Origin of the sequence: Actinoplanes sp. M2I2 (assembly GCF_023544445.1) — a bacterium.
Lineage (GTDB): Bacteria > Actinomycetota > Actinomycetes > Mycobacteriales > Micromonosporaceae > Actinoplanes.
This window is the reverse complement of record NZ_JALPVJ010000026.1, coordinates 88,486-106,483: the sequence shown is the minus strand read 5'-3', so window position 1 is coordinate 106,483 and position 17,998 is coordinate 88,486. Positions and strand designations below refer to the sequence as shown.

General features: G+C 71.5%; 15 protein-coding genes and 1 pseudogene. 8 read left to right on the top strand and 8 right to left on the bottom strand.

Annotated features, from left to right (window positions below; all coding sequences use genetic code 11):
• Nucleotides 1–38: 38 nt before the first annotated feature.
• Nucleotides 39–1,016 carry an iron-siderophore ABC transporter substrate-binding protein gene (locus HJC40_RS38160; protein ID WP_250008420.1) on the bottom strand — a complete coding sequence of 326 codons (978 nt, stop codon included), beginning with the start codon at nt 1,014–1,016 and terminating at the stop codon, nt 39–41.
• A 203-nt stretch (nt 1,017–1,219) separates the two neighbouring features.
• On the opposite strand from HJC40_RS38160, the gene HJC40_RS38155 reads away from it, so the two are divergent.
• Genes HJC40_RS38155 through HJC40_RS38145 form a run of 3 tightly spaced genes read left to right on the top strand, consistent with a single transcriptional unit; the run spans nt 1,220 to nt 4,175 of the window.
• Entirely contained in the window at nt 1,220–2,266 is a 1,047-nt protein-coding gene (locus HJC40_RS38155; protein ID WP_308200990.1) for an iron chelate uptake ABC transporter family permease subunit, read from the top strand.
• Entirely contained in the window at nt 2,266–3,327 is a 1,062-nt protein-coding gene (locus tag HJC40_RS38150; RefSeq protein WP_250008419.1) for an iron chelate uptake ABC transporter family permease subunit, read from the top strand. The genes HJC40_RS38155 and HJC40_RS38150 overlap by 1 nt, the downstream gene beginning before the upstream one ends.
• A gap of 44 nt (nt 3,328–3,371) precedes the next feature.
• Nucleotides 3,372–4,175 carry an ABC transporter ATP-binding protein gene (locus tag HJC40_RS38145; protein WP_250008418.1) on the top strand — a complete coding sequence of 268 codons (804 nt, stop codon included), beginning with the start codon at nt 3,372–3,374 and terminating at the stop codon, nt 4,173–4,175.
• 7 nt (nt 4,176–4,182) lie between these two features.
• Here the strand turns inward: HJC40_RS38145 and HJC40_RS38140 are convergent, their stop codons facing one another.
• On the bottom strand, nt 4,183–5,562 hold the full coding sequence (locus HJC40_RS38140; protein ID WP_250008417.1) for a lysine N(6)-hydroxylase/L-ornithine N(5)-oxygenase family protein: 1,380 nt from the start codon (nt 5,560–5,562) through the stop codon (nt 4,183–4,185).
• A gap of 199 nt (nt 5,563–5,761) precedes the next feature.
• On the opposite strand from HJC40_RS38140, the gene HJC40_RS38135 reads away from it, so the two are divergent.
• Nucleotides 5,762–6,709 carry a methionyl-tRNA formyltransferase gene (locus HJC40_RS38135; RefSeq protein ID WP_250008416.1) on the top strand — a complete coding sequence of 316 codons (948 nt, stop codon included), beginning with the start codon at nt 5,762–5,764 and terminating at the stop codon, nt 6,707–6,709.
• A gap of 47 nt (nt 6,710–6,756) precedes the next feature.
• The gene (locus HJC40_RS38130; RefSeq protein ID WP_250008415.1) at nt 6,757–7,128 is read left to right on the top strand and encodes a VOC family protein; all 372 of its coding nucleotides are present in this window, start codon (nt 6,757–6,759) and stop codon (nt 7,126–7,128) included.
• 16 nt (nt 7,129–7,144) lie between these two features.
• Here the strand turns inward: HJC40_RS38130 and HJC40_RS38125 are convergent, their stop codons facing one another.
• Nucleotides 7,145–8,065 (bottom strand): LD-carboxypeptidase, encoded by a 921-nt coding sequence (locus HJC40_RS38125; protein WP_250008414.1) that lies wholly within the window; start codon nt 8,063–8,065, stop codon nt 7,145–7,147.
• Nucleotides 8,066–8,188: 123 nt separating this feature from the next.
• Nucleotides 8,189–8,851 carry a nitroreductase gene (locus HJC40_RS38120; protein ID WP_250008413.1) on the bottom strand — a complete coding sequence of 221 codons (663 nt, stop codon included), beginning with the start codon at nt 8,849–8,851 and terminating at the stop codon, nt 8,189–8,191.
• 158 nt (nt 8,852–9,009) lie between these two features.
• On the opposite strand from HJC40_RS38120, the gene HJC40_RS38115 reads away from it, so the two are divergent.
• Nucleotides 9,010–9,408, top strand: a complete 399-nt coding sequence (locus HJC40_RS38115; RefSeq protein ID WP_250008412.1) for a nucleoside triphosphate pyrophosphohydrolase family protein — start codon at nt 9,010–9,012, stop codon at nt 9,406–9,408.
• A gap of 308 nt (nt 9,409–9,716) precedes the next feature.
• On the opposite strand, the gene HJC40_RS38110 is transcribed toward HJC40_RS38115, so the two are convergent.
• Nucleotides 9,717–11,162, bottom strand: a complete 1,446-nt coding sequence (locus HJC40_RS38110; protein ID WP_250008411.1) for a glycosyl hydrolase — start codon at nt 11,160–11,162, stop codon at nt 9,717–9,719.
• Between the two features lie 188 nt (nt 11,163–11,350).
• Here HJC40_RS38110 and HJC40_RS46430 point away from each other — a divergent pair.
• Nucleotides 11,351–11,503, top strand: a pseudogene (locus HJC40_RS46430) (hypothetical protein); the annotation flags it as partial.
• A gap of 364 nt (nt 11,504–11,867) precedes the next feature.
• Here the strand turns inward: HJC40_RS46430 and HJC40_RS38100 are convergent.
• On the bottom strand, nt 11,868–12,695 hold the full coding sequence (locus HJC40_RS38100; RefSeq protein ID WP_250008410.1) for a substrate-binding domain-containing protein: 828 nt from the start codon (nt 12,693–12,695) through the stop codon (nt 11,868–11,870).
• A gap of 17 nt (nt 12,696–12,712) precedes the next feature.
• On the opposite strand from HJC40_RS38100, the gene HJC40_RS38095 reads away from it, so the two are divergent.
• Nucleotides 12,713–13,948 (top strand): ROK family transcriptional regulator, encoded by a 1,236-nt coding sequence (locus HJC40_RS38095; protein WP_250008409.1) that lies wholly within the window; start codon nt 12,713–12,715, stop codon nt 13,946–13,948.
• Here HJC40_RS38095 and HJC40_RS38090 read toward each other — a convergent pair.
• Together HJC40_RS38090 and HJC40_RS38085 are read right to left on the bottom strand one after the other, a co-directional pair.
• Nucleotides 13,879–15,405, bottom strand: coding sequence for a GGDEF domain-containing protein (locus HJC40_RS38090; RefSeq protein ID WP_250008407.1), 1,527 nt, complete (start codon nt 15,403–15,405; stop codon nt 13,879–13,881). The two genes, HJC40_RS38095 and HJC40_RS38090, sit on opposite strands and share 70 nt — an antisense overlap.
• 112 nt (nt 15,406–15,517) lie before the next feature.
• Nucleotides 15,518–17,977, bottom strand: a complete 2,460-nt coding sequence (locus HJC40_RS38085) for a cellulase family glycosylhydrolase (RefSeq protein ID WP_250008406.1) — start codon at nt 17,975–17,977, stop codon at nt 15,518–15,520.
• Nucleotides 17,978–17,998: the final 21 nt, after the last annotated feature.

Below are 17,998 nucleotides of genomic sequence, written 5' to 3'. Positions count from 1 at the left end.
TCGAGGGTGACGTCGGGATGAACGGGCCGGCGGACGTCCTACTCGGCGAGCAGGGGCACCATCTGGTCGAGCGCGTACGGGATGCTCAGGACCGTGCTGAACGACAGCGCGGCGCCCAGCGGCGGTTCCTCGTACGGCAGGAAGACCGCGCGGTCCTCCTTGGCCACCTTCAGCGTGCTGTAGACCTTGTCCGCCTCGACGGTCTTCTGGGTGCCGGCGTCGGCCGTCAGGAAGACCAGCTTGTCCACGTCGACCAGGGACAGCTGCTCGGAGCCGATCTCGGCGGCGTACTCCTTGCCCGCCGCGTCCACAATGGCCTTCGGGACGGTGAAGCCGAGCTTGGTCAGCAGCACGACTTTGGGGTCGCTGGGCGCGAAGACCGCGTACTTGCCCGGCTCGTACGGCTCCACGACGGCCACCGACTTGTCCTTGAACTCCGGGTGCTCACCCGCCAGCTTGGCCAGCTGGGCGTCGATGCCGGCGATCAGCTCGTCGGCCTTCGCCTCCTTGCCCAGCGCCTTGCCGGCCAGCCTGGTCATGTCCTGCCAGGGCGCCGCGTAGTCGTCGAAACCGACGGGCTGGCCGACGGTCGGGGCGATCTTGGAGAGCTTCTCGTACTGGTCCTTGCTCATGCCGGAATACAGCGCCAGGATCAGGTCGGGCTTGAGGGCGGCCACCTTCTCCAGGTTGAACTCGTCGCGCTCACCGACGATCTCGGGAGCCTTCCCGGCCCAGAGGGGCTGCGCCCACGGCCACTTGCCGTAGGGGCGCTCGAGGAACCAGTCGATCGCGCCGACCGGGACGACACCCAGCGCCAGCACCGGGTCCTGGTCGCTGAGACCGAGGGTGACCACCCGCTGCGGCGCGGCCTCGACCTCGGTCGTGCCGTACTTGTGCTGGACGCTGACCGGGAAGCCGGTGCCCGCGGAGGCGCTCGCCCCGGGGGCGGAAGCGGCTTGCTCGGAGCCTCCACACCCGCTGAGAGCCAGGACGGCCGCGGCCAGCGCGGCAGTCATCCGCGCCGCGACCGGCCGGATCCGGCGGGTGGCAGGCGGGTGCGTGGTGGATCTCGGCGACGTGAACAACGGATTCCCTCCGACGTGGAGACACGGTCGGCTCATCGTAAGGTGAGCCTTACCTAACGAACAAGGGGCCCCGGGGTCGGTCAGAATGGTTAGGCAACCCTTAGCATTACGTCCATGTCGATCGCGGAGGCCCAGTGAGCACCAGGACGGCGCAACGTCCCACCGGGACGGTGCCGCGGGCCCGGGTCGTGCTCCTGATCGCCGCCGCGGCTCTCCTCGCGGTTCTCTGCGTGATGTCGCTCGCCGCCGGCAGCAAGGCGGTCCCGCTCGACGAGGTGTTCCGGGCGGTCTTCGACCGGACAGCCGCCCGGGTCACGAATCCTCAGGTCGAGGCGATCGTGTGGGGCGTCCGGGTGCCCCGCACCATCTGCGCCGTCCTCGTCGGACTCGCCCTCGGGCTGGCCGGCGCCCTGATGCAGGGCCTCACCCGGAACCCGCTGGCCGACCCGGGGCTGCTCGGCGTCAGCGCCGGCGCGTCCTTCGCCATCGTGGTCGCGGTGGCCGGGCTCGGCGTCACCGCCGCTTCCGGATACGTCTGGTTCGCGCTGGTGGGGGCCTTCGCCGGCGCGGTGGCGGTGCAGGTGCTGGGCCGCCTCGGCCAGGGCGGGGCCACCCCGGTGAAGATTGCGCTGGCCGGCATCGCGCTCACGTTCCTGCTGGGCTCGTGCACCAGCGCGATCGTGCTGCGGCAACCCGAGGCCCTGAACCGCTTCCGGTTCTGGTCGGCCGGCTCGCTCACCGGCGCCGACCCCGCTCTGCTGTGGCGGATGACGCCGTTCCTGGCCGCCGGCGTGCTGCTCGCCCTGCTGGCCGGCCCCGCGCTCAACAGCCTCGCGCTCGGCGACGACACCGCGATCGCCCTGGGCCGGCGGATCGGCACGATCCGGATGCAGGCCGTCCTGGCGATCACCCTGCTGGCCGGAACGGCCGTCGCCATCGCCGGGCCGATCGTCTTCATCGGCCTCGTCGTGCCGCACGTCGCCCGCCTGATCACCGGCCCCGACCACCGCTGGCTGCTGCCGGCCACCGCGCTGCTCGCGCCCAGCCTGTTGCTGTTCGCCGACATCGTCGGCCGCGTCGTCACCCGGCCCGAGGAGGTGCAGGCCGGCATCGTGGTCGCCTTCCTGGGCGGCCCGTTCTTCATCGCGCTGGTCCGCCGGCGCGGGACGGTGGAGCTCTGATGGCGGCCCGCGACTCCACGCTTCGACCGGGTGCGTTCCGGCTGGCCGTCCCGCCGGTCTCCGGGGTGGTGCCCCTGCGTACCGTGGCCGTCTGTCTCGCCCTGGCCGGGGCGACCTTCGCCGTCCTGTGCGTCAGCCTCGCCGTGGGCGACTACCCGGTGAGCCTGCCCGACGTGCTGCGGGCCCTGGTGAGCTCCGACGTTCCCGGGGCCGGATTCGTCGTCCGCGAGCTGCGGCTGCCGCGCGCGCTGACCGGCCTGCTCGTGGGGGCGGCGTTCGCGGTCTCGGGCGCCATCTTCCAGACCATCACCCGCAACCCCCTGGCCAGCCCCGACATGATCGGCATCAACGCCGGGGCGACCACCGCGGTGGTCGGCGGGATCGTGCTCGGCGCGGGCACCGGACTGAGCGGCTCGACCCTGGGCGTGCTGGGCGCGCTCGCCACCGCCGTCCTGATCTACCTGCTGGCCTGGCGGCGCGGCGCGAGCGGCTACCGCATCGTGCTCGTCGGCATCGGCGTCTCCTGGATGTGCACCAGCGCCACCGACTACCTGCTGACCCACGCCCGGCTCCACGAGGCCCAGGAGGCGTTCGGCTGGCTGGTCGGCAGCATCAACGGCCGCGGCTGGGAAACGGTTGTGCCGCTGGCCGTCGCGGTCGGTGTGCTGCTGCCCGTCACCCTGCTGCTCACCTCGTGGAGCCGGACTCTGGCGCTGGGCGACGACGTGGCCCGCGGCCTGGGCACACCGGTGCAGCGGGCCCGGATCGGCCTCCTGCTGGCCGGGGTCGGGCTGGTCGCCTTCGCCACCGCGGCCGCCGGGCCGGTGCTGTTCGTGGCCCTGGCCGCGCCGCAGGTCGCCCAGCGACTGGCCGGGCGGGCCACCCCACCGCCGGTCACGTCCGCGCTGACCGGGGCGTTCCTGGTCCTCACGAGCGACCTGCTCGCCCGCTGTCTGCTGCCGGACGCCGACCTGCCGGTCGGCGTCGTCACCGGCGCGCTGGGCGCGGCCTTCCTGCTGTGGCTGCTGGCGCGGGCCAACCGAGCCGGTTCCGGGGGCTGAGACGTGTCCGAGCACACCTGCCAAGACTCCGGAGGCTCACGATGATGGCGCACCAACCCGACCTGCGGGCCGAGCGGCTGCGGCTGGCCTACCCGGGCCGGATCGTCGTCGACGACCTCGACCTCGACCTGCCGACCGGCCGGATCACGGCGGTGGTCGGCGCCAACGCCTGCGGCAAGTCGACGCTGCTGCGGGCGCTGGCCCGGCTGATGGCGCCGGCCGCCGGATCGGTCCGGCTCGACGGCAAGGCCATCCACACGATGCCGACCCGTCAGGTCGCGCGTCAGGTCGGCATCCTGCCCCAGTCCCCCGTTACCCCGGCCGGCCTGACCGTGGTCGACCTGGTCAGCCGGGGCCGCTCCCCGCACCAGAGCTGGTGGCAGCAGTGGTCGCCGGCCGACGAGGCCGCGGTGACGGCCGCCCTGGCCGCCACCGACATGACCGACCTGGCCCGCCGCCCGATCGACGAGCTCTCCGGCGGGCAGCGGCAACGCGCCTGGATCGCCATGGCCGTGGCGCAGGAGACCCCGGTCCTGCTGCTGGACGAGCCGACGACGTTCCTCGACCTGTCCCACCAGATCGACGTCCTCGACCTGGTGGTCGACCTCAACCGGCGCGACGGCCGGACCATCGTGATGGTGCTGCACGACCTCAACCAGGCCGCCCGCTACGCCGACCACCTGGTGGCGATGAAGGCCGGCCGGATCGTCGCGCAGGGCGACCCGGCCGCCGTCATCACCCCGGAGGTGGTGGCCGACGTCTTCGACGTCGTCTGCCAGATCACCGTCGACCCGGTCAGCCGCACTCCGCTCATCATCCCGACCGGCCGGCATCACCTGGCCGTCTGACCCTCGGTCAGGCCCGTGACCGGGCGACCTGGCGCCGGGCCGCCATCATGATCGGGTCGGCGGCCAGCTCGGTGTGCTGCACGATCGAGTCGAGGATCTCGGCCGACCGGATCGACGTGTTGGACAGCAGCGAGGACGAGAGGCCGTGGGTGTGCTCGGTGCCGCCCTGCAGATAGACGCCGGCCCGGATGCGGGCGCTGGTGTCCATCCGGTAGTCGCGGGACACGACGATCTGGCCGGCCTCGTCACGCCGGCACTCCGCGGCCAGATCGCCCAGCAGGGCCGACGGATCCGGCGTCCGGTAGCCGGTCGCGAACACCACCGCGTCGGCGTCCAGCACCGTACGGTCGCCGGTGATCATCGACTCGACCACGGTGCGCACCCGGTCACCGACGCGCACGGCTTCGGTCACCCGGGACACGTTGAGCAGGCGCAGTCGCTGTTCGCCGCGCACCTTCTCCTGGTAGACGCGGCGGTACAGGTCTTCGATCAGATCCTGGTCGACGACCGAGTAGTTGGTGTTGCCGTGGTAGTCCAGCATCATCTGCTTGACCTGGGCCGAGGCCACGAAGTAGTCGTCCACCGCGGCCGGGTCGAAGATCCGGTTGGCGAAGGCGCTGTCGTCGGCCGGGCTGTAGCCGTAGCGGGTGATCACGGCGTTCACCTCGGCCCGGGGGAACTCCCGATGCAGATAGTCCACCGCCTCGGCCGCGCTCTGCCCGGCGCCGACGACCACGAAGCGCTCGGCCGGTGACGTCCGCGCCTTGAGATTCTCGGCGCTGGGCAGGAGGTCGCGGGTGTGCCAGATGCGATCGTCGGCGACGACGCCCTCGGGCAGGCGCGGGACCAGGCCGGTGCCGAGCACCAGGTTGCGCGTCCGGTGCACCAGCGGTTCCGCGGAGCCGGTCACATCGGCCGCGACCACGTCGAAGAAGGCGACCTCGTCGCCCCGGAACACCGGCTCGATCGCGACCACCTCGCGGCCGTAGGCGACGTCGCCGTCGACGAGCTCGGCCGCCCACTGCAGGTAGTCGTGGAACTCCATCCGGGTCGGGAAGAAGTTCTTCTGATTGATGAAGTCGATCAGCCGGTCCCGGCTCTGCAGGTAGCAGAGAAAGCTGAAGTCGCTCTTGGGGTTACGCAGCGTGACCAGATCCTTGAGGAACGACACCTGCATCGTCGCGTCCTCGAGCAGCATGCCCCGGTGCCAGCCGAAGTGCGGTTGCCGCTCCACGAACGTGGCGGTCACGGCGTTCGCGCCCGGCGCCCATCGCAGATTCGCGTTGTGTTCGGTGATCGCGATCGCCAAGGCCAGATTGGACGGACCGAATCCGACACCGACGAGGTCGTGCACCGGCCGCTCGCCGTCGAAGGGTTCCTCTGACATAGATGTCCCATCACGTGGCCGGGTCCCGCCCGGGGTACGGAAACGGAAACTTCCCTGGACAGGAAGTGCCTCGACGAACACGCTGCGTCGTTACTTAGGCAAGGCTAACTATAGTACGATCAGGCTCCGCCGTGAACACCGGACGCATCGAACGGCGCTCCAGTCCAATGAGGACATCTTCTGAAGGAGGACATTGCCCATGCGGGTCACCATGTTCGGATACCAGACCTGGGGCCACCGCACCCTCCAGGCGCTGCTCGACTCCGAACACGAGGTGGCGCTCGTCGTCACTCATCCCAGGAGCGACCACGCCTACGAGAAGATCTGGGACGACTCGGTCGCCGACCTGGCCGAGAAGCACGGGGTGCCGGTCGTCCTGCGCAACCGCCCGGACGACGACGAGCTCTTCGAGCAGTTGCGCGCGGCCGGGTCGGACGTCATCGTCGCCACCAACTGGCGCACCTGGATCCCGCCGCGCATCTTCACCCTCCCCCGGCTCGGCACGCTCAACGTGCACGACTCACTGCTTCCCGCGTACGCGGGCTTCTCGCCCCTGATCTGGGCCCTGATCAACGGTGAGAAGGAGGTCGGCGTCACCGCGCACATCATGGACGACACGCTCGACGCCGGTGACATCGTGCTGCAGCGGGCGGTGCCGGTCGGCCCGCGCGACACGACGACCGATCTCTTCCATCGCACGCTCGAGCTCTTCGGCCCGATCACCGTCGACGGCCTGGCCCTGCTGGCCTCGGGCCGCACCGACTGGGTCAAGCAGGACCGCTCGAAGGCGAGCTTCTTCCACAAGCGGGCCGACGAGGACTGCCGCATCGATTGGACCTGGCCGGCCGAGGATCTCGACCGGCTGGTCCGCGCCCAGTGCGAGCCCTATCCCAGCGCCTACACCTACCACCGCGGCAAGCGGCTGGCCGTCCTGGCGGCCGAGGTGTCCGAGAACAGGTACGGCGGCACTCCCGGCCGGATCTTCTACCGTGAGGGCGAGGGCGTGGCCGTCGTGGCCGGCGCCGACGCGCGGCACGGCCGCAACCCGGGCCTGCTGATCACCCGGGTCCGCACCGAGGACGGCGTCGAGCTCGCCGCGCGCGACTACTTCACGACCATGGGCGGATACCTCACCAACCAGCCCTGACCGACCGGAGCGGGAAAAGTGTCGTACCCCGCGAGCAGAATGCCGGCATGAGCGACGAGACGACACACCAGCATCACGCCCTCGACTACATCGAGTTCACGGTGGGCGATCTGGCCGAGGCCAAGCGCTTCTATGCCGAGGCGTTCGGCTGGCAGTTCACCGATTACGGCCCCGGCTACGCGGGCATCCGCCGCCCGGGGCCGGGCGGCGGCGAGGTGGGCGGGCTCAGCGCCGGCGAGCCGGTCGGCGTGGGCGGTCCGCTGGTGCTGTTGTTCTCGTCCGATCTGGACGCGTCGGCCGACGCCGTGCGCGCCGCGGGCGGGCGGGTCGTCGAGGGTCCCTACGAGTTCCCCGGCGGCCGTCGCTTCCACTTCGCCGACCCGAGCGGCAACGAACTGGGCGTGTGGGCCGAGAAATAGCCTCGCATCACCCCGGTCAGCGCACGGCCGGGTCGACGACGAGCGTGCCGGCCGCCGTGTCGATACAGGCTTGGACACCCAGGCCCACCGAGACCTGTTCGTCGCCGTGGCCGATCGGCAGGCCGCCGAGCACCGGCACGCCGAGCGGCGTCAGGTGCTCTCGCAGGACGTCCAGGATCGGGGGGTAATGCGGGTTGGTGTCGGCGCACCGGGTGAACTGGCCCACGGCGACGCCACGCAGGTCGCGCAGCCAGCCGGCCCGGCGCAGCTGCACGAGCATGCGGTCGACGCGGTAGGGCTGCTCCTCGACCTCCTCGAGCAGCAGGATGGCGCCGGTCAGGTCGAGGGCGTGCGGGGTGCCGACCGTGCTCGCCAGCAGCGACAGGTTGCCGCCGAGCAGCGTTCCCGAGGCCACCCCGTCGACCCGGACGGCGTAGGTCGGCTCGGCCCGGGTCGCGGTGACCGCGACCGGGTCGCCCCCGGTGACCGCCCGCCGGGCCGCCCGCACGGTCAGGGACGCCGGGCCGCGGTCGAACTGGCCGGCGGTCGGGCCGTGCACGGTCGCCAGTCCGGCCTCGTGCCACAGGGCCGCGTGCAGGGCGGTGATGTCGGAAAATCCCAGCACCACCTTCGGATCGGCGCGCACGGCGGCGAAATCGACCCGGTCGACGATCCGCTGCAGACCGTAACCGCCCCGCAGGCAGAACACGCCGCGCACGGCCGGGTCGCGCAGCGCGCCGTTGAGGTCGGCGAGCCGTTCGTCGTCGGTCCCGGCGAAGAACGCGTGCCGCCCGCCGGCGTGCTCGCCCAGCCGGACGCGCAGACCCCACCCCTCGAGCGCCGCGACGGTGGCGGCGACCCGGCCGGGCTCACTCGCCCCCGACGGCGACACCAGCGCGACCAGGTCACCTTCGCCCAGACGACGAGCTCTGATCATGAGCCGCAGCCTACTCAGCCCGGCCCGCCCGGCGAAGACCTGCGAACGGCGCGGCCGGACCGCCGTCCACGCCTGGTCGCCGTTTCCCGCCGGTGGCCATCAGCGACCGCCGCTGAAACCCCGTCACCCGATGAAGCTCACCGTCTCGCCCAGCTCCACCCGGCCGGTCCGCATCCGCGGCACGCCTTCCTTCTCGAATCCCACCGAGACACCGCAGTACAACAGGAGTTCGTCACCGGCTCCGACGATGCGGCCGACCGTCCGGCGGTACATCGTCCACATCACCTGCGGGCAACTGTGCAGCCCTTCCGCCCTCAGCAGCAGCATCACCGTCTGCAGATACATCCCGGCGTCGCCCCACTGGCCGGCCTCCATCGTCCGGTCGAGGTAGCAGAACAGCACTGCCGGCGCCCCAAAGCCCTGCGTGTTCAGGGCGGCGACCTTCATAGGCCGCGCCGGGTCGTCCCGCTCGATGCCCAGCGCCCGGTACCGCCGGCCCGCCGCCGCGGAGAACCGTTCCCGGTACACCGGGGCCAGGTCGGCCGGGTACATCGGATACTCCCGGTCGTCACCGGGGTCCCCGGCCAGCGCCCGCGCCGTCGCCCGCTGCTTCAGCTCGGCCAGCGGCTCACCGGTCACGACATACAGTCGCCAGGGCTGGAGGTTCCCACTCGACGGCGCCCGCGTCGCCGCTGTCAGCACCCTCACGAGCACCTCCCGGGGCACCGGCTCGTCGCTGAACGCCCGCACGGAACGGCGGCTGTCCACGGCTTCGTACACGTCCACCGTCTCGTCCTCCCCCTCATCAGCGACCGGTTTCCGCCACGGGTCGACGCCCCGGCTCCCACCGGTGGGGTGCCGTGGGCGTGGAACGTGTCGCTCGTCTTGAGGCCCCACGCCTCCCCTTTGCCCGCTCGGCCTCCGTCCACGTGATCATCCGGTGGTTGGGCGCCGGCAGCAGCCCGGCCCCGGCGTTGCAGGGCTCGACCCGGTTGCCGCCGGGCTCCCAGACGTACAGGAAGAAGGCCTGCCGGACGGCGTGCCTGCGCACCGCCGCGCCGCGGGACAAGCCCAACGAGCTGCTCCACCTGGTGCTGGGCCTGGTCGGCGAGTCCGGTGAGATCGCGGAGAAGTTCAAGAAGTGGGTCCGCGACCGGAACAGCGACGAGACGCTGATCGACCGGGCCGACATCGCCAAGGAACTGGGCGACGTGCTCTGGTACGTGGCGGCGCTCGCCGACTACCTCGACCTGTCGCTGGACGACATCGCCGCGGCCAACCTGGCGAAGCTCGCCAGTCGCGAAGCACGCGGGTTGCTGGGCGGCAGCGGCGACAACCGCTGAGGCGCGGGCCTCACGACGGCTCGGCGAGCGCGTATCACCGGCCCTCGACCACTTCCCCCAGGACGCCTTCCCCGCTCAGCCGGGCACATGCCGCGTTGATCTCAGGGTCGCCGAAGCCGTGTCGAACTGCCTCGTCCAGAACCAGCCGATCCGCCAGGCGCCGAACGCCTCCACCGCGCGCCCCAGCTCAGCGTCGGACCACTTCCTCCGGATCTTCGGGCATGGGCCCATTGTGCAGTCACCGCGCCGAGAGGGCCGGGCGGCACCGGGGGCGTCGGGTGCCGCCCGGCCGGCTCAGCGGCGGTGGGTCACCTGAGTGCCCACTGCTGGTTGGGCTTGCCGTTGCAGGTCCAGATCTGCAGGCGGGTGCCGTCGGCGGTGGCCTCGGCGACGGCGTCGGCGCATTTGCCGGTTGCCGGGTTGGTCAGGGTGCGAGCGGTGGCGTTGTAGCGCCACTGCTGGTTGGGGTTGCCGGCGGTGCAGTCCCAGATCTGCAGGCGGGTGCCGTCGGCGGTGGCGCCGCCGATCACGTCCAGGCACTTGCCGAGGGCGCTGACGGTGCCGTCGGCGGCGCGGGTCCAGGACTGGGCAGAGCCGCCGGCGTCGCAGGTCCAGAGCTGGACGGCCGTGCCGTTGGCGGTGCCGGCCGCGGCGACGTCTACGCACTTGTTGCTGGGTTCGCCACGAAGCTTGCCGGTGGCGCTGGTAGCCGGCGGAGCGGTGGTGGCCGCCGGCGGAGTGGTGCCACCGCCGGAGCCGATCGAGAGCTCGCCGCGGTTCAGGACGCGGGCATCGGCGTACGCCGTCTGGATCTCTGCCTTGGTGTTGAGTTCGAGCAACTGCTCGGACCAGAGCATGAAGTACGCCCAGCGCGGCTGGCTCGTCAGCAGGGAAGCGGTCGGCACCTTGCCCATCTCGGCGATCGCGATCGGCTTGGTGCCCGCGATGGCCTGCAGCTGGGAATAGTCGGCCGCCGAGGGGAGGCCCTTCCACCAGACGTCGAGCGAGACGACGTCGACGTACCCAGCGCCCGGGTAGTACTGCGCCCAGTTCGCGGTCGGGTTGTCCTGCACGTTCCAGACCCAGATCAGGTTGTCCAGCCCCTGGCTGTCGAAGTAGTCGCGCATCTGCTGGTAGATCCTGGCCCCTCCGTTGGCGCCGGGACGCAGGCCCCACCAGTTCCAGCTCTCGTTCATCTCGTGGAACGGGCGCCAGAGCACCGGGATGCCGGCGTCCCTGAGTTGCTTGAGGTACGGCACGACCGCCGCCATCCGGCTGCGCCACACGTTGTTCAGGTTGGTGCCGCCGGTGACGATCTCCTCGAACTGCGCATCGGTGATGCTGGTCTTCACCCCGCCGTCGAACTCGCAGGTGGCGCCGACCGTCGGCGAGCAGGCGTGCCAGGTGAGCGCGACCAGGGAGCCGGCCGCCCACTGCGCCTTCGCCTCGTCGATCACGGTCTGCCGGGCGGCGATGTCCGGCGAGCGGAACATCATGTCGCCGCCCCACAGGCCCGGCCACTGCCCGGAGACGTCGCGGGCCTGCTGGGTGTACTGGCGCGGGCTGCTCGCCGGCTCCTTGTTGTGCTGGCCGGAGACGATGCTCTTGCCGCTGATCGACTGCAGGTAGCTGATCACCGCCGCCTTCGACGTGGCGGCGAAGGCGTCGGCGGTGTGCGGCAGGCGCAGCATCACCGTGCCGAGCACCGCCGCTGCGACGGTGAACGTCAGCGCCGTGATGGTCTTCCTCTTCAAGGGGAGTCTCCTGGGGACGGGGGAATCAGCGACGCCAGCATGGAGCTCCGCGTGCATCACCGTCAATAGAAAGATTACTAATTTAAGAGTTCCTCAAGGTGCGCTCGGCGCAGTCGCGCGGGCGCTGTGCGGCTTCGGCATGCCGGTGGTTCTGATCTCCGTGGACGAACGGCGCCCCCTCCCCAGTCATGACCGAAGAAGAACGCGACACGTGGTGGCCGAACACCTCCCACTGGTCTACAACATTGTCGGCCGTGAGCTGGACGTGCCCGCCGGACGTGGACGACGTGGTGCAGAACGTCATGCTGAAAATGATCCGTGACCTGTGCAAACTGCGGGATCCGCAGGCGTTCCGGACCTGGCTGGTGGCGATCACCATGCGGCAGATCCGGCGGTACTGGCTGATCCGCCGGGCCGCCCCGCACCGGGTGGCCGAGGCGGACGCCGAGCTGACCGCCGACCCGGGCGAGCGCCGGCAACAGCCCGGTAAGACGTTCCACGTCGTGCTCAAGGTCCCCGCGAACTACACCGGGTGCGCCGTGCAGCTGATCGTCAGCTACAACGAGTGGGGCGAGGGCACCGCGATCAAGTCAGCCGACGAGTGGCAGTGCGCAAGTGGCCACGGCGTCTACGTCGACATCCTGCACGAGGTGTTCGGGGGCGTTGAAGCCCACCGTCGAAAGGCGGCCGTTGAGGGCCGCCCCGTCAGGTGGTGCTCCCCCGGCCCACGAACTGGGCGGCCGGGGCCTGATAAACAGCCGCCTCCGCACCGTCGAGGGCGGCGAGCAGCGCACCGGCCGCCAACTCCCCGATGCGGCCGACGTCGTGGCTCATGGCGGACAGCGGCGGCACCGCCAGCTGGCACTGAGCGGAGTCGTCCCAGGCCACCACCGACATGTCAGCAGGCACCGCCAGCCCGCGGGCAGCCAGCTCGGCCAGCGCCCCGAGCGCCATCAGGTCGTTGTCACAGACGATCGCGGTCGGCCCGCCGCTCAGCAGGGCAGCCGTGGCGGCGCGGCCCGACTCGTACGAATAATCGCCCTCGGCATGCAGCAGCCGCAGCCCGCGCTCGGCAGCCTCCGACGAGGCGCCCTCGCGGCGCAGCTGGGTGTGCGCGAAGGCCAGCGGCCCGCTGATGTGCCCGATCACCGCGTGGTCCCGCTCGGCCAGCAACCGGACCGCCTCCCTGGCGACCCCGGCGTCGTCGGTCCACACCGTCGGCAGCCCGGACGCGGCCGACGGCGCGCCGAGCACCACGGCCGGCAGCTTCAGCCGGTTGACCAGGGCGACCCGGTCGTCGTCGGGCCACAGGTCGACCAGCACCACCCCGTCGACCCGGCCCTGCGCGGCCCACTGCTCGTACGTCTCGCTCTCGGCGGCCCGGTCGGTGACGACCTTGACGAGCACCGACACACCGGCCGGGGTGAGCACGCGTTCGAGGCCCTCGAGGAATTCGTGGTAGTAGGGCTCCTCGCCGAGTACCCGCGAGGCACGCGCCAGCACCAGCCCGGTCCGCCGTTGCGACTGAGACACCGGTATACCGTACCGCCATGGCACGTCGAGAAACGCCCGCGGCCGGGCCCGGAAGCCGCGCCCTGATCGTGGACGTCATCCGGTCGGCGAGCTCGATCAGCCGGGTGGAGCTGGCCGGGCTGACCAGCCTGACCCAACCGTCGATCTCGACCATCGTGCGGCAGCTGATCGACGACGGGGTGATCCACGAGACCGGCTCGGCCGACTCGGCCCGCGGCAAGCCGCGCAAGCTGCTGGCGATCAACCCGGCGAACCGGTTCGGCGTCGGGTTCCACCTCGGCCCGGAATCGCTGACCTGCGTCGCGATCGACCTCACCGGCGGGGTGGTGGGCCGGGAGGTGGTCCCGCTCGACGACACCGGGCTGACCGCACAGCTTGCTACCCGGTTCGCCGCGTTCACCGACGGCCTGGATCTGCCCGGCGACCGGATCGAGGGGCTGGCGATCGTCGCGGCCACCGCGCTGCCCGGTCAGGAGGCCGCAGCGCCGGACCTGGCCGGGGTGCGTGCCGAGCTGGCCGCGAAGCTGCGGCTCCCGGTGCTGGTGGAGAACGATTCGGCGGCGGCCGCGCTGGGTGAGTTCTGGAGCCGGCGGGTGTCCCGGGAGGAGCCGTTCGGCAGTGTCTTCCTGTCCATCGGGATCGGCGCCGGCCTAGTCTTCGGCGGCGCGCTCTTCCGCGGGGCGAGCTTCGACGCGGGCGAGCTGGGGCACCTGTCGATCAAGTATGACGGCCGGCCCTGCGCGTGCGGCAACGCCGGCTGTGTGGAGCGCTACGCCTCGATGGCCGCCATCGTCGAGGCGGCCCGGGCACATCAGAATCTGAGTGGTCGCCTGCGGCTCGAAGGCAACACCTTTGCGGCCTACGACTCCGTCGCGCGCGCCGCGGTGAACGGCGACCCGGACGCGTTCACCCTGATCGACGACGCCGCCGGCCATCTCGCCGTGGCGGTGACGTCGATGGTGAACCTGCTCGACCTGGGCCGGCTCGTGCTGACCGGCCCGGGTGTCGCGGTCGCCGGCTCGATCTTCGCCCGCCGGCTGCGTGCCCATCTGGCCGGCACCGCGCACGCCCGCCCCCGCCGGGAGATCGTCGTCGAGCTGTCCGCCCAGCCGCGTGACGCGGTGAGCATCGGGGCCGCGGCCCTGGTGGTGCAGGCGTCGATCGCCCCGGGCCACACGGCAGGTCAGCCCCAGGCCGGCGCGGCCTCCCACTCCACCACGGGCTCCGTTCTCCGATCCATCGCCGGGTCGTAAAGCGCGCTGCGCCCCTTCCCGGCCGCCTTCGACGCGTACATCGCGACGTCGGCCCGGCGCAGCAGCTCCCCCGGCCCGGTGTCCGGCCGGCCGGTGGCCAGGCCGACGCTGCACCGCACCGGCAGCTCGTGCCGGTCGATGGTGACCGGCGCCGCCATTTCGGCCGCCATCCGGTCGAGCACCCGCTCAGGCGCCGACGCCGAGGCCGGCCCGAGCAGCAGCGCGAACTCGTCCCCACCGAGGCGGGCGACCAGGTCACCTTCGCCGACCGCGGCCCGCAGCCGCCGCCCCACGGTCACCAGCAGCTCGTCGCCGACGTGGTGGCCGAGCCGGTCGTTGACCCCTTTGAAGTCGTCCAGGTCGATCAGCGCGACCGCCGCCGGCTCACCCGACCCCAGCGCGTCGTCCAGGCGCTCCTCGAACAGGCGCCGGTTCGCCAGCCCGGTGAGCGCGTCGTGGCTCGCCAGGTGTTCCAGCTGGCTGCGCGCCTCCTGCACCTCGCGCAGCAGGCGGGCGTTGTCGTAGAACGCGAGGAACTGGCGGCCCACCACGATGGCGGTCAGGGCCACCCCGACGAAGGTGACCACCGCCGACGAGCCGCCGGTGTAGAGCACCAGCCCGTCAGTGGCGGCGACCGCGATGTACGGCGCCAGGCTGAACGGCCGGCGCGACGTGACCTCCTTCGGCGCCGTCCCGAGCAGCGACCGCTCGCGTTCCAGGGTGAGGCCGAACAGGAAGAACGTGAGCGGCACGCTGACCGCGATGGCGTTGAGGTCGGGCCGGGCCGCGAGCCGGGGCAGCATGGCGCCGACCACTGCCGAGGTGACCACGCAGAACCCGAGGTAGTACATGGTGCGCCGGTCGACGCCGCGAGCGCCGGCGATGGCTAGTTTGCTGAAGGCCAGGGCGGCCGCGCAGGCGAACAGCATCAGCGCCATGACGGGTTCCGGCGAGCCGACCGCGGAGACCAGCTCGTCGTAGTTACGGAAGTACAGGAACCAGCCGAACAGGCCGACGGTCAGCATCACCACCGCGGCGTCGAGGCCGAACCGGAGGACGGCGGTGCCACGGATCGGGTGGCGGGCGGGCAACCGCAGCAGCGCCCAGAGCACGACCAGGATGCAGAGGGCGAACAGCCCGTTGGCCGGGTCGGCGAGGGTCACCGTCTGCGGGTCGGTCACCGTGTCCCATGCGGTGATCAGCGTGGCGGCGATGATCACCCCCTGGGCGATCGCCAGGTGCCGCCAGAAGCGCCGCCCCTCGGGTGTGATGCCGGGACTGCTCGCCAGCCGCCGCAGCTGGCCCAGGTTGATGCCGATCACCAGCGGCGCGAAGACCCACCCGAGCCATCCGGGTCCGGCCGGCGCCACCGCGTTGGCGGCGAACCAGACGATGCTGAGCGCCGTGAGCACGCCCGTGATCACGTTGGGCAGCACGTAACCATGAGCTCGCCGCATCACCGGAGTGCCTCCTCGCTTCGTCGAGGTGCCCTATCGGCAGATGCGGCGGCGGGTTGAGACACCGATGTGCCGACCACGGACGCGAGGCCCGCGGACGGCACATCGGGGCTCAGGCGCCGGGTGGGTACGCCCGGACGTCGTCGACGATCAGCCGGCCGGAGGTGCCGCCGCCCAGGTAGATCGACAGCTGGGTGAGCTTCTGCAGGTCGAGCGCACCGGACGGCGCCCACGAGGGCTGCTTGAACGCGGTGAACGGCACCCGGACGACCCCGTCGGAGCCGCCGGCCGGGATGGTGTGCTCCCAGTACACGCCGTCGGCGACGAACTGGATCGAGATCTCCGCCGGGGTGGCCGAGCGGTCCAGCCGCAGTTCGATGCCCTGCTGCCCCCACAGGTCGACCGGGGCCGGGAAGGTGCGGCTCACCCCGGCGTATCCGGAGGTCCCGGCCGTCACGTCGAGGGCCATGGCACGGCCGCCGGCTGACGGCACGAGCGTACTGCTGATGGGGTCTCCGCCTGTGTTGCGCACGTAGGCGCTGGTCAGGTCGGCGTCGCTCGCATAGCTCTCGTAGTCGTCGAGCGTGACCGGCGTGCTCGGCAGCGCCCGGGTGGTGAAGGTGCTCACCGGTGTGCTGGTGCTGCCGGCCGCGTTCGTGGCCCGGACGCTCCAGTACCAGGTGGTGGCCGGGTCGAGATCCTGCGCGGGCTCGAAGACCGGATCGGGCAGACCGGTCGCCGAGATCACCGGGTCGCTGAGGTCGGCGTTGCGCGAGACGGTGAGGGTGTAATAGCCCGCACCGGCAGACGGCGGCCAGGAGAAGGACTGCGGCCCGATCACGTCGGTGGCTCCGGGGGCGGGTGTTTCGACCGCGAAGGCCGCGGGCGCTCCGGTCACCGGCGCCGGGTCGGCGGCCCGCAGGGTCGCCTGCTGGAGCGCCGCCCGGGACCAGACGACACGCACGTGGTCGGCAGGCGTGGACGCGGTGACGAGGTAGCGGTCGCCGCCGGCCTTGTCGACGTCGGAACGCACGGTGCGCCAGGACGTCCCGTCGGCGGAGACCTGCACCTTCACACCGGGACGCCGGTCGGTGAGCACCTCGAACTCCACCCGCCGGGTGCCGGGCCAATGCCAGCTCACCCACGCGTCACCGGCGCCGCCCGGGCGGGCGACGGTCCCGTCCGCGCCGGGCTGCAGCCGGACACCGGCGGACGCAGACGCCAGACCCAGCGTTTCGAGGGGGTCGGTGAAGACGGTCTCCTTCTTACGGGCATACACCGGTTCCGAGACCTGTCCGGCGCGGCCGCCGTTGAGGGGCACGACCCGGTACCACGCGTCGCCCGGAGCGGCCAGGTCGGTCCACGGCGTCTGGTTGTCGGTGAGCAGGCCGGTGTGCGCGGCCCGCCACGGGCCCCGGGACGAGCGGGCGCGCTCGACGCGGTAGCCGTCAGCGTTCGCCGCTCCACGCCACGCCACCACGTTCAGGCCGCCGCGCTTCGCGATCTCGGTGACCAGTGGAGTGCCTACCGGTTTGCGGGCGATCGGGGCGCCGAGCTTTCGGGCGTACGAGATCTGCGCTTGACAGGCGGCGGTCATGCGCGCGTCGTCGCCCGGGTAGTGGAAGGTGAACCCGTCGTCGTGCGGCACGAACCCGTGGCGGTCGTTGTGGCCGAACAGCGACCACGACAGCATGCCGGTGACGTTACGGTCGGCGACCAGGGGGTCGAGCAGTTCGTCACTCGCGGCGGTCGAGGCGTACTCCCCCGCGATGTAGACCTTGCCCGAGGCAGCGATCGTGGCCGCATCCGCCTGCACCTTCGCCGCGGTCGGCGGGTAGTAGTGGACATCGACGATGTCCACGTCCGGCGCGACCAGGGTGTCCGGGTCGATGTCGAACCGCCGGCCCGCCGCGATCAGCTGCTTCGGCGCCCAGGCCGAGAACGTCGCCGCGTTCGTGTTTATCCACTCGGGCGTCATGCCTTCGAGCTCGTTGCCCAGCTCCCACGCCATGATCGTCGGGTCGTCGACGAGGCGTTTTCCGGTGAGCGGGTTGACGTGGCGCATCACGTGCTCGACGTACGCCTGGTAGTCGGCGATGACCCGCGGATCGGTGTAGAAGGCGGCGTCGGGCAGCCCGTACGGCCTGGTGAAGTCGGCGTGCCCGCCGTGGTAGTACGCCCAGTTGTCGGTCAGCGGCAGGATCAGCCGGATGCCGATCTTGCCGGCGTACGCGACGGCGTAGTCGATGGTGCGGAACGCCTCGTCGTTGTAGCCGGCCTCCTTCGACGGCAGCAGCGTCTTCGGGTGCCCGGTCGACGCCATCATGTGCGACCTGACGACGGTCATGCCGGTGGCCTTGGCCGTGTCGAGGGCGTCGCGGATGCGGAAGTACGTGGGGTAGTCGACGCCGCCGACGTTCTCGTCGAGGCCGAGCCAGTAGAGGTTGGTGCCGGCGAACCGGAACGGCTTCTTGCCGATCTTGAGCTGGGTGCCGTCCCGGGTGACGAAGGCGGCCGTGCTGTGCGCGGCAGCCGGGGACGGGACGGCGGCGGAGGCGGCGATGAAGGTCATGACGACTGCCAGAGATCTGCG